Annotated in this window: 11 protein-coding genes; 2 read left to right on the forward strand and 9 right to left on the reverse strand. The window is 41.2% G+C overall.

All coding sequences use genetic code 11. From position 1 onward, the window contains the following. Position 1: 1 nt before the first annotated feature. From rplF to QUE46_RS15465, 7 genes are all read right to left on the reverse strand, one after another. Complete coding sequence (gene rplF, locus QUE46_RS15435; protein WP_138541031.1) at positions 2–535, reverse strand: 50S ribosomal protein L6; 534 nt, start codon at positions 533–535, stop codon at positions 2–4. Positions 536–548: 13 nt separating this feature from the next. Further along, a complete protein-coding gene (gene rpsH / locus QUE46_RS15440; protein WP_004589207.1) occupies positions 549–941 on the reverse strand; it encodes a 30S ribosomal protein S8 in 393 nt (130 codons plus the stop codon). 21 nt (positions 942–962) lie between these two features. Then, a complete protein-coding gene (rpsN, locus tag QUE46_RS15445) occupies positions 963–1,268 on the reverse strand; it encodes a 30S ribosomal protein S14 (protein WP_004589208.1) in 306 nt (101 codons plus the stop codon). A 10-nt stretch (positions 1,269–1,278) separates the two neighbouring features. Next, complete coding sequence (gene rplE, locus QUE46_RS15450; RefSeq protein WP_010392500.1) at positions 1,279–1,818, reverse strand: 50S ribosomal protein L5; 540 nt, start codon at positions 1,816–1,818, stop codon at positions 1,279–1,281. Positions 1,819–1,834: 16 nt separating this feature from the next. After that, the gene (gene rplX, locus QUE46_RS15455; protein WP_004589210.1) at positions 1,835–2,149 is read right to left on the reverse strand and encodes a 50S ribosomal protein L24; all 315 of its coding nucleotides are present in this window, start codon (positions 2,147–2,149) and stop codon (positions 1,835–1,837) included. A 10-nt stretch (positions 2,150–2,159) separates the two neighbouring features. Beyond that, the gene (gene rplN / locus QUE46_RS15460) at positions 2,160–2,528 is read right to left on the reverse strand and encodes a 50S ribosomal protein L14 (RefSeq protein WP_004589211.1); all 369 of its coding nucleotides are present in this window, start codon (positions 2,526–2,528) and stop codon (positions 2,160–2,162) included. Between the two features lie 276 nt (positions 2,529–2,804). Continuing rightward, positions 2,805–4,775 carry an AsmA family protein gene (locus tag QUE46_RS15465; protein ID WP_286245505.1) on the reverse strand — a complete coding sequence of 657 codons (1,971 nt, stop codon included), beginning with the start codon at positions 4,773–4,775 and terminating at the stop codon, positions 2,805–2,807. 311 nt (positions 4,776–5,086) lie between these two features. Between QUE46_RS15465 and QUE46_RS15470 the strand changes: the two genes are divergently transcribed. Both QUE46_RS15470 and QUE46_RS15475 read left to right on the forward strand, forming a co-directional pair. Further along, on the forward strand, positions 5,087–6,250 hold the full coding sequence (locus QUE46_RS15470; protein WP_286245506.1) for a hypothetical protein: 1,164 nt from the start codon (positions 5,087–5,089) through the stop codon (positions 6,248–6,250). Positions 6,251–6,527: 277 nt separating this feature from the next. After that, positions 6,528–7,214: a TorF family putative porin gene (locus QUE46_RS15475; RefSeq protein WP_286245507.1), complete on the forward strand. Its 687-nt coding sequence runs from the start codon at positions 6,528–6,530 to the stop codon at positions 7,212–7,214. Positions 7,215–7,869: 655 nt separating this feature from the next. Here the strand turns inward: QUE46_RS15475 and QUE46_RS15480 are convergent. Beyond that, positions 7,870–11,448: a M1 family aminopeptidase gene (locus QUE46_RS15480; RefSeq protein ID WP_286245508.1), complete on the reverse strand. Its 3,579-nt coding sequence runs from the start codon at positions 11,446–11,448 to the stop codon at positions 7,870–7,872. A gap of 9 nt (positions 11,449–11,457) precedes the next feature. Further along, entirely contained in the window at positions 11,458–12,339 is an 882-nt protein-coding gene (locus QUE46_RS15485; protein ID WP_029773142.1) for an ABC transporter ATP-binding protein, read from the reverse strand. Positions 12,340–12,360 lie beyond the last annotated feature (21 nt).

Here is a 12,360-nt window from a genome sequence, read left to right on the forward strand (position 1 = left end):
CTTACTTCTTCTTAGCCTCTTTACGGCGTACATTCTCATCTGCGTAACGAACACCTTTACCTTTATATGGCTCTGGTTTGCGGTATGCACGAATGTTAGCAGCTGTTTGACCAACTAACTGCTTATCTACGCCCTTAACTAGAACTTCTGTTTGGCTTGGAGTTTCAATCGTAATTCCTTCAGGAACTTCGAAATTAACTGGGTGCGAGAAACCAAGTGTTAAGTCTAAAACTTTACCCTTAGCTGCAGCACGGTAACCAACACCTACTAACTGAAGTTTCTTCTCGTAACCTTCATGCGTACCAACAACCATGTTGTTGATAAGAGCGCGAGCAGTACCTGCTTGTGCCCATGCATTAGCTACGCCTTCACGAGGTAAAGTTGTAATAACGTTGTCATTAAGTTGTACTTCAACTGCATCGTTGATAGTACGCGTTAATTCACCGTTTTTGCCTTTAACTGTGATGTCCTGGCCTTTTAATGTAACTTCTACACCGGCAGGAACATTGATTGGTGCCTTTGCTATGCGAGACATAGTTCCCCTCCGATTAAGCTACAAAGCCAATGATTTCACCACCAACACCAGCACTACGTGCTGCGCGGTCTGTCATTAGGCCTTTAGAAGTTGATACGATAGCGATACCAAGACCACCCATTACCTTCGGTAATTCGTCACGTTTCTTATAGATACGTAGACCAGGGCGGCTAACACGCTGGATATTTTCAATTACAGCTTTGCCTTCGAAGTATTTCAACTCGATAGAAAGCTCAGGTTTCGCTTCGCTGTTTACTGCGAAATCTGCGATGTAACCTTCGTCTTTTAATACTTTAGCTACTGCTACTTTCAGCTTTGAAGTTGGCATCGTTACAGATACTTTCTTCGCTGATTGACCGTTACGGATACGTGTGAACAAATCCGCGATAGGATCTTGCAAGCTCATAGTCTTACTCCCGTGATACTATTACCAGCTAGCCTTTTTAAGGCCAGGAATTTCACCGCGCATAGCTGCTTCGCGAACTTTAATACGGCTCATGCCGAATTTGCGAAGGAAACCATGTGGGCGGCCCGTAATGTTACAACGATTACGTTGACGTGCAGGGCTAGAATCACGTGGTAAAGCTTGAAGCTTAAGTACCGCGTCCCAACGATCATCTTCTGATGCGTTAACATCGCTGATGATAGCTTTTAGTGCTGCACGCTTTTCAGCGTACTGAGCAACTAGTTTAGTGCGCTTTGCTTCGCGCGCTTTCATAGAATTCTTTGCCATAACCCTACCCTTATTTCTTGAATGGGAAGTTAAACGCTTCTAACAACGCACGGCCTTCCTCATCAGATTTCGCAGAAGTTGTGATTGTGATATCCATACCGCGTACACGGTCTACTTTATCGTAATCAATTTCTGGGAAGATGATTTGTTCACGTACGCCCATGCTGTAGTTACCACGTCCATCAAAAGACTTAGCACTCACACCACGGAAGTCACGGATACGTGGGATAGCGATTGATACCAAACGCTCAAAAAAGTCCCACATACGCTCGCCGCGTAAGGTTACTTTACAGCCAATTGGGTAGCCTTCACGCACTTTGAAGCCTGCAACAGATTTGCGAGCTTTAGTGATTAAAGGTTTCTGACCAGAGATAGCTTCTAGATCCGCAACAGCGTTATCTAAAATCTTCTTGTCAGCTAGGGCTTCGCCCACGCCCATATTTAATGTGATCTTTTCGATCTGAGGGACTTGCATGACAGAGCTGAAACCAAACTTCTCTTGAAGCTCAGCAACTACTTTGTCTTTATATACTTCATGCAGTTTCGCCATCATTCTACTCCAACTATTAGATAGTTTTACCAGTAGATTTAAAGATACGTAATTTCTTACCATCTTCAATCTTGAAACCTACACGATCTGCTTTACTCGTTTCCGAGTTGTAGATCGCAACGTTTGATACGTCGATAGACGCTTCTTTCTCAACAATGCCGCCAGCTTGGTTCAATTGTGGAACCGGCTTTTGGTGTTTCTTGATTAAGTTAATGCCTTCGACAAATACTCGACCAGACTCAGTAACAACTGAAAGCACTTTGCCGCGCTTACCTTTGTCTTTACCTGCTAGTACGATTACTTCGTCATCACGACGGATTTTTGCTGCCATGATAGACTCCTTACAGTACTTCTGGGGCTAGTGAAACAATTTTCATGAACTTGTCATTACGAAGTTCACGAGTCACAGGGCCGAAGATACGAGTACCAATTGGCTGCAAGTTATCATTTAAGATAACAGCCGCATTGCTATCGAAACGGATCAGAGAACCGTCCGGACGACGAACGCCTTTTTTGGTACGCACAACTACCGCGTTTTTAACATCACCTTTCTTCACTTTACCGCGAGGAATAGCTTCTTTTACAGAAACTTTAATGATATCGCCAACTGCCGCATAGCGACGGTGTGAACCACCAAGGACTTTTATACACTGCACTTTGCGAGCGCCGCTGTTATCAGCAACTTCCAGCTGAGTTTGCATTTGGATCATGTTAATGACCTCCGGTGTAGTAATTACAACTTGCCTTAAATTTGTTTAAAATCAAGACACTTCGATTAAATCCCACTCAAAAAACAACAGTGTTGTCTCTTAAGGGCGGGCAATTGTACCAGCATTGGCTAGTGAGTGGTAGGTTATTTTTTAATTAATTTAATAGAGGAGCAGATTAAAACTGAGTAAAAACCGCTATGTAGCTATTTTACAAGTGGTTATAAAACAAACAAGGCGCAATTAGCGCCCTGTTTCTTTTTTCTGGAGTAAATGGCTTTAGCCAAATAGCCCTTTTAATTTATCTTTTACTTTGTCTTTGGCTTTCTCTTTTGCCTTTTCTTTGGTGTCATCGAGTTTTTGTTTTGCTTCATCTTTAAGTGCATTGCTTACATCTAGCTTAAAGCCAACGTCATGGAATGGGCCTTTTATTCGCAGTGGGATTTTAAAGCCCGTGCTATCATCTGTTGTACCTTGCCCTTCAATTGAATCAACAATACCTGTTACTAACCGATAATCAACACTGGTTTTGGGTAAATCTACATCGCCCTCACCTGTAATACGAATAAGTGGGCTCATCAGGGATAGATCATTATTATGTCCCACGCCATTCGTAAAATTAAAGCTACCAGTGAGCGCAGAAAAGTCAGTTTGCTCAGATTCTTCAAAGCCCGTATCTAAGCCCTCACTTACAGCGCCAAGATTACCGGAAATAAGCTCTTTGCCTTTACGAACCATTTCAGCGATGTTTGCGCCCTTGACTGCCCCATCAGTAAATTCAAAGCCAATCTTGCCGTTTAAAGCATCAATAAAGGTTTTTTGACTCTGGCCGGTCGTGGTTAAGTTCCAATTTAATGACCCTTTACCCATAAGTTTATCAAAGCCAGCCGCATCAGTGAGTAACGGTTGCGCGTCTATGTCGGCTAAATCAAAATTTGTGCTTATTTTATACGGTGTTTGCTGCGCATTTATATTAATGACCCCTTTACCAGTGCCCTCATAGGCTTTAAAGCTATCTAAGCTTAATTTAGCAACGCTGTTGTTTAAGTCGACTGTAAATTGATTAGCACCTAGCTCAATATCATTCGCTTTTAAACCGCTTGAGCGAATAACTACATTTGCATCTAGTGCATTTAACGCACTTAAATCGATTTTAGTGTCATCCCAAACAATAGGCTGTGCTGCTTTAGGTTCTTCACTCTGGGGCTCTTCTTGCTTCGCTACTGTCTCTGGTAGATATGGGTTTAAATCGAGCATACCTAAGTCAATATCAGCGTTTACAACTAAGCGATTACCTAGGTTAAGCTCACTTTTACCTTTTATCTCTAGCTCATCTAACGTAGCAATTAACTTTTCAAGATTAAATGTTTCACCCGCTAGGTGCATTTTACCGTTAACACTAAAGGCATTAAACGCGTTTTGTTTAGCATTTAAGTCTACGCCCTGCCAAGCTGCTAGATCTTTAACAGAGTCGCCACTTAGCGCTAACTCGCCTTTTATATCTTTACCTTGGCGAGCAATACTGCCGTTAAAAGTAAGATCGACCAAGCGAGAGTCTACGCTTTGAGTAACCTCAAACGTCGCCCCTTCAATTGCTTTTGCTGGCGTATCTAGTTTTACATCAAGCTCAAAGCGCTCTTGCATATATGTAATGCCGCCTTTGATCTCTAGTGTTTTACGTAGTGAAGGAAGTAAAATAGCCAATTCCAAATCACTAATTTGTTGTTTAGCGCCTGTTTGCCCATCTAGGTAAGTAAACGTACCACCGTAAATAGCCACTTCACCTAACTCTATATCAAAGTTCTCTGGTAGTTTAACAGCCTCACCTGATTGAGTTTGCTCTTGCGGCTGCTCTGCTACAGCATCAAACAACTGCCAGTTAGCTTTACCGTTTTTATCAGTTTCTAATAAAATATTGGGCTCGTTAATAACAAACTTATCTAGTTTGAATTCGCCGCCAAATAACGATAACCAGGGTATATGCACAGCTAATTGCTCCATACTTGCCATGTCGTCGCGCGAGCCTGTCTGCATGTTTGCAAAGTGCACATCGTTAAGCTCTAACTTTAATGCAGGAAATACACTAAGCGTTTTATCACCTTTAATAGTAAGTGTGCGCCCTGTTGTTTTTTCAACCTGCTCAGATACTTTATTAAAAATAGTATCGGTTGGGATTAAAAACGGAGCGGCAATAATTAACGCAATACAAAGTAAGAGTATTACACCAACAATTTTGAGTAAGGTCTTCATGATCATCCTTTCAAACGTGCAAATAATGTTCTTATCATAGCGAGTGTTAGCTTTAAAATCATTGTCGTTGTGACAAAAAAGCTGTTTATTGTAATTTATTTGATTTGAAATGAATTTATGCTTAAAAGTAAACTTTGCGAAATTGGTAACTAAAAGTAAAGCTCATCAAGTTTAAATCTAATCAAGTATTAAACCCTACAACATTGCATCCCTTGAATTGTTAGGTATGATGCACGGCCCTGTTGCTATTGGCGTATTTGCGCTAAAATAAAGCAGCTAAAAAATGTATCTACTCGGAGACTCTACAAGGCATGAAAAAACTGCTAATTTCACCGTCAAAAATGGCGCTAGGCGAACAAGAAAGTCAAATTTACCAAAACATCTTGAAGCAAGCTTCAGAACTAAGCCTAAACCTAATGGCCGTGAAAGTAGAAAACCACCCAGAGGATTTTTTAGGCTGGTGTTATGAGCTGCTAAGTGCAAGTAAAGACCGTATAAATTACGATTTACTAGAGCCACAACAACTCCCCGTTTTAAAAAAGCTGCACGACCAGCTAACCTCAGCAATTAGCTTTTTACAGCTTAAAACACTACGTGTAGCACCTTGGCCTGTTATTAGTATGTTTGTAGAGCAACATAAAGAAGTTATTGCACTGGAAGAACAGCTTCGCCTTACCACGTATTTGCACACTATTCGTGAGCAAGCATTAAAAGATATGATCCCAGAGGATTTACTGGCATTTAGTGGTAAACACACTGCCACGCTCGACCCGAGCACCTATACCTTTGATGTTGAGTGGTTTGCATCAACAAAAAGTGCAAAGGGTTTTCATCAAATGCTAGCCGACTTACCTGGTGCGTTTGACGATGCTCTTGCCAACATCCCGCTTGAAGGTGATGTGAGCCAAGATGATTACCAACAGTTTGTTGTTGCTTATTTACTTGCCTTTAACGGCAGTGATGAAAAACCAACCCTTGCCCCTGCTACCCGTTTATTAGCAATGCGCCGCCCCGATGTATTTACACCAATTAGTAATAGCCGTCTTGATGCATTATGCGCAGCTTTAGGTATTACAAAACTAAACAATCGCGACTTTGAGCGCTACTGGCAAGATATAGTACAAAGCATTCATGCTATGTCGTGGTTTAAAATGGCTAATGGCAGCAATGAACTAGAAGAGCAACTGGTCAGTATAAAAGCATTACTACCGTGCTTTTTTTACTATGCAGATGCCAGCACGGCCGACAATTCAAATTATATTAAGTTATTAAACAAACCTAAACGCAGCACAACAAGTGCGGGAAAACCACAACGTAGAGGCAAAGAGTCAGCCGAAATACTTGTAGACCGCGCACTTGCAGCCGATGACATTCCCGAGCATATTCGTAGCAAACGCGACTCTATTATTAGCGAAGTACAAAAAGGCCGCGGAGTAAACGAAACAATTAGTCTTATGCGCACTATATTTGGCTAAATTTACCTAACCTAACTGTATTTTTCTGGTGCAGTTAGGTTAATTTATGCACCAGCAGTGTGCGTTTTTTTATTAACCCTCTCAATCATTCCCTCTTCTAAAACTTCTCAACATATTGTTTTATAAAAATAAAAAAACAGTTTTATAAAAATTATTTTAAGCTGGCACATACAGTGCAATTGCATTCCCAGTTAAACAATAAAACACCGCCAGTCAAAGGGTTGCCAATAAGAGAATAAAAACCTAGGCGATAAAAATCATATAACGGGAAATGGACATGCTAAAACTAAAAAAAACCATCGCTATCAGCGCAATAGCATTAATGGGTGCTACATCTTTAACATCAACAGCCGTACATGCTGAGGTAACAGCAAACGCAGCGGCTACGTCTAACTACTTATGGCGTGGTCAAGAGCAAACTGGGGGCGATGCTGCTATTTCTGGCGGTATTGATTACGCTGATGAATCGGGCTTTTATGTAGGTACTTGGGCATCAAATGCTTCATGGGCCGATGAAATGACTTACGAACTTGATGTTTACGCGGGTTTTGGTGGCGATATTAACGACACTTTTAGCTACGATGTAGGCTATATTTATTACGCTTACCCAGATGCAGCTTCTGAGGCAGATGCAGATTTCTCTGAGATTTACGGTAGCATCAGCACAGGAGGTTTCACCTTTGGTGCGGCAATCCTTGCCACTTCAGCCGCAGATGGTGATGGCACCGACTTTGGCGATTCACTCTACCTAAATGCCGATTACAGCTTTGCTGTTGGCAGTAATGGTACTGAGGTTGCGCTGCACTTAGGTCACTACTCTGGCGACTTTATTGGCGATGACAATATTATTGATTACGGTATTTCTGTATCAAAAGATGGTTTTACTTTTGGCGTATCTGACACCGACATGGATGAGTCAGATGTTAAAGTTTACGTAGGCTACGCGGTAGACTTTACGCTTTAAAACAAAATGTGTTACTTGCTGCAACACTAAGGGCCTTTTGGCCCTTTTCTCGTTTTTAGGGCAGCCTAATACTCATAACGTCCTGTGAGGTTAGCAGCTAATACGCTCTACCATGCGCCTCAGTTAATCAATCACTATCTCCTTGCTATTAAATCATTTACCCGCAATGCCAACTCGCTTAATTTACTAATCTATTTTGAGGCAAGAGAAACGTGGCGAAACCTAGCCGAAAATTCGCTATTTAGTTGTTCTAAACCAGAGGCTTTAACGCAGCCAGCTGCTACGTTTAGCTCTGAAGTGATTAAGTATTATTGAGAGCTAGTGTTATACACATTAGCTAAAACAAAAAAGGCCGCACTAAATGCAGCCTTTCAGCTAGGGCCTGTTGACCTTTCAGGATTTAAATTTGTTCTATCTAGGGGCTATTTAATCGCGGCGCGAGGTTTGTAACCTAGTGGGCTAAGTAAAAACCGAACAACAAAGAGTAAATAGCCCCTAGGACGAACCCAACGGGCAGCGCGTGTTTGGTATTTATACTACGTTATCGCCTATTTATGGGGAATAACCACACTACATAAGCTCTGCCTTGCCTAAATACCAAACACACTGCTGCAAATTCAACCTCGAAAGATAAACAGGCCCTAGTAGCTAATCATTAAAACTTAGCTAAATTATTTTTATTGTCTTTATCGACCAGCTTAATGTAAGGGTCTACCCCTGCGTACACTGGCTTTTCTTTTACTTTTAGCTCAATAGTATTAGTACCAGAGACTATTTGATGCTTTTGCGAGTAAATAACAAAGTCTTCAGCGAGTAAGTTTTCAGGATCATCGCTAAATAATGCAATATCAATTAGCTCATCGAGTGGTTGCTCAGTTTCTTCACCTTGTCCATCGGCATGCTGCTTAGTTGCTTCAACGTTCAGCATTACTGTATAAAAACCTTCGCTATCAACATCATCTGTAACCGACACTGCTTTCATTTCAAGCTCATAAAGCGTTATATATTTAAACTGATCATCAATAAAACGTTGTTCAGCTTGTGTTGCATCTCGCTTTAAATAACTAAGTAAATCAAGTGTGGTTGGGTATGGCGTTGCTTGGTATTTAAACTCATTCAAAAACGCTTTAAGTGCGGCATTTAAGCGCTCTTCACCTAATCTGTCATACAAAGCCATCATTGCAACTGAGCCTTTATTATAGTGAAGATACAGCTGAGACTGCGTTTTATACAGCGGCATCTCTTCGAAGGCTTCACCTGTGCGGCCCATTAAGTATTTGTCTAACTCGTACTTTAAGAATTTACGAAGCTTCTCGGCGCCAAAGCGCTTTTTTAGCACCATAAGCGCACTGTACTGGGAAAGTGTTTCAGAAATAACAGCACTACCCTCTACATTAGCTCCCGATACTTGATGCCCCCACCATTGGTGCGCAATTTCATGTGCGGTTACATAGTAAGGTAGGTCAACTTTACTCTCATCTCTTAGGTCTGTAATAAAGCCAATACTTTCTGAGTAAGGCACCGTATTGGCAAAACTTTGCGCAAACGAGCGGTACTTAGGAAACTCAATAATACGTAACTGCTTATGCTGATATGGCCCAAAGGCTTGCGTGTAGTAATCTAGAGAGTCTTGTACCGACTCAATCATACGGTCAACATTCCATGCATGATCTTTATGGTAGTACACCTCAATATTTATACCGTTATGCTCAACCTTTTTGCTTTCAAGCTCTGCCGAAAGCACAGAATAAAAGTTTAAAATGGGGGCATCCATTTCATAAACAAAAGTACGTCGTCCGTCTTTTACACTCTCACTTTTTAAGTAGCCTGGTGTAATAGCAAATTGCGACTCATCGGTGGTTACCGTTGCCTTGTAGTTTATAAACCCATTAGCAGGACCAAACTCATTTTGCGTATAAAAACGGCTATCTTCTAGTTTATGTGCACGTTCAAGTTCGGGTAAGTCGTGCTTACGGCGCTCATATTTGTCGGCAATTTGAAAATACTTTTGATAACCAAAATTTGGCAATAATTCTCCATTATTTACAAATGTACCGTTATGCACGAGCTGAGTATCTGAATTCCTATCAACAAAACCGTTATGCTCACGGGAGACTAAAAGCTCACCTTCGCGCACTTCATTAGGCATTAGTGGTTGTTCAAACTCAAACCATACCATGCCAAAATCGGTTAAACGCTCTACTATTTTTCCGCCTGCCATTTTTACATCCCAGCTTTTAGACTGGCTAGGCTCGTTAATTAACACACGGGTTATTGGCTCGTTTGCGGTATTGGTAAACTTAATTTTAGCCACAGCGTTTAAAGCACGCTTTTTAGGGTAAAGATCAATGTGTAAGTCAACATCGGTTATTATAGGCAGTGGCAAATCTTTGTATTGTGAAAACTCTTGCTCATACCTTACTTGTAGTGCTTCGGTCTCATCACTTGTTACAAACTCATTGATTACACGGGTGTTGTAATAAATGTTATAGCCCGCGCCCACAAATACCAATAAACTTATAACCGCTGCAATCTGGCCTTTTAAAGACATGTTGTAACGCACTAAAGATAAACGAGTACGCAATGTTTGCGATGGGCCGCGATGCCATAAAGCAAACCCAACAATAGCTAAAAACACACTCAATGCACCCCAATATAGGGTATACCAATGTGCGCCTTGTAAAAAATGCCCGTAACCGTTTATATCAGAATACGGTACGCTACTGCTTTGCGAAAAATGATACATATGATGCTCAAACCCGTAAGCACCCATTACCATTTGGGCAATGTAATACAAAATAAACAAGCCCATACCTATGTATTTATTAGGGCTAATTATTTGTAAAAAGAAGGCCAAAATAGCCATCATAATTAAAGGCAGTAATGTAAGGTAGCCTAACCTAAATAAGTACTGACCAAGCTCTAGGTTAAATTGCCCCTTAAATAGTTGCACTGCAATGGTAAACATCATGCCTACTAAATAAAGACCACAAACTGCAGTGATTAGCGCAATAATTTTAGATACCCAAAACACACTATTATGCACTGGGAAACTGTCAACAATATCGCCCATACCACTGTGGCGTTCTCGCCAAACCAGCTCTGCGCTGTAATAAGCAATAATAATAAACATAAACAAAGCTGAGGAGTTTTGAATAATGGCCACCATGTTTTGTGTGAGCGGCCAATCCGTTGTGCCATATGCGCCAATAGGCGCAAAAAGTGGTGCGAGTAACATAGTAATACTGACACCCGCTAAAATCATAAAAGGGGCACTTAATATAACTTGCTTAAGTTCAAATAAGCTGCGCATTAGTAATTGCGATTTCGTATTGACCCCTTTTGACTTGTAGTTTTTTGCGCTGCTAATCAGTGCTGCTTGTTTATTTTTTACAAACGTAGAAACAGCAAATTGCTTTTTCTGTTTTTTACTTACTACGCGATTACCTAACTTTCCGAGGCCAAAAAACATCGCTAAGCTTATTGCGACCCACAAAATACGGTTAATTAAAAAGTCGCCCGAGAGCGTTAACACTTCGGTATTTTTATCACTTACAGTCCAGTAACGTGTTAAATCGATTAACGAACCTAAGCCGAATGGGTCTGCGTAAACAACAATATTTCTAAACGCTAAATCATCAAAATAGATACTCGCCAATTGGTAGCTTATATAGATCACCACGGCCGTTACATATACGGCCATCATGGTTTTAAAATAAACCGCTACACTATTAAAAATAGCACTAAGCACCAATAAGCTTGGCACTGCTAAATATAAAAAAGGCGCTGCGTAATATATAAACTTATTAGGGCCTACTAGCTCACTATCGAGCCAGCCAACCAACAACCCAAATTGAGTTCCCAAAAACACGCCTAATGGCACAGTTAAAAAAACAACGAGCACAACCAAGTAAGCACCAAAAAAGCGTCCTGATTGATAAGCAAGCGGGTTAACGGCCTTACTAAACACCAGCTCATCCATTTTGGTCTCACTATTGCGAATCGCTGAGCTTGCAACAAAGTTAACCACTAAAAACATAGCAAGCGTACAAAAGGAAACCGTTAAAAGCATAATGGTATAAGGCGAGTTCATATGAACATTAGCCCCACCTAACGGAAACTTACTGCTGGAGCTTATAAAAAACGCCATAAAAAAGAAGATTAATGAGGTCACATAAAACGAAGGCTGGCGCACAAAATAGCGCAGCTCAAACGCGAGCATATTAAAAAACATAGCGCCCCCTTATGCTACTTGGCTGTTACGATGATTAAGCAACGTAGAAAAATACACATCTTCTAGGTTTGCACTGCTGAGCTCAAAACCTTCTGGGGCTTCATTGGCTAATACATGTAATATGGTTTGCCCAGCAAATAAGCGTTTTGAAATAACAGGCAGTTGCGGTTCAAGCTCTAGCGCTTCTTCTTGGCTCATAGCTTTGCGCCAAATTTGGCCTTGGAGTTTATCGGTAAGAGCAATGGGGTTACCCTCTAATAGTATTTTTCCGCCTGCCAGTACGGCCATGTTTGGGCACAGCTCTGCTACATCTTCAACAATGTGGGTCGATAATATAACGACTTTTTGCTCACCTAAGCTTACTAACAAGTTATGAAAACGATTTCGCTCCTCAGGGTCTAGCCCTGCTGTTGGTTCATCAACGATTAGTAAGTCAGGGTCACCTAGTAAGGCTTGTGCAATACCAAAGCGCTGGCGCATACCGCCCGAAAAGCCACTTACCGCTTTTGAGCGATGTTGATACAAATTAGTATGTGCAAGCAAGCCTTCCACCGACTCTTTACGCTCGCCTTTATTATGAATGCCCTTTAAAACAGCCATATGGTCCAGCAAGTCGTAAGCACTAACACGTGGATACACACCAAAGTCTTGCGGGAGATAACCTAAACGTTGGCGCAGAGCCTGTGGGTCTTTAAAAACATCAATACCATCAAAAGTAATTGAACCCGAATCGGCAGATTGCAACGTAGAAATAGTACGCATTAGTGATGATTTACCCGCGCCATTTGGCCCAAGTAGCCCAAACATTCCTTTTCCTATTGATAAATCAACACCTTGTAGTGCATGTACGCCATTATCGTAGGTTTTAGATAACCCTGTTATTGATAGCATTTTTACTTCCTTGAATTTTAA

It is taken from the genome of Pseudoalteromonas sp. MM1 (assembly GCF_030296835.1).
Lineage (GTDB): Bacteria > Pseudomonadota > Gammaproteobacteria > Enterobacterales > Alteromonadaceae > Pseudoalteromonas.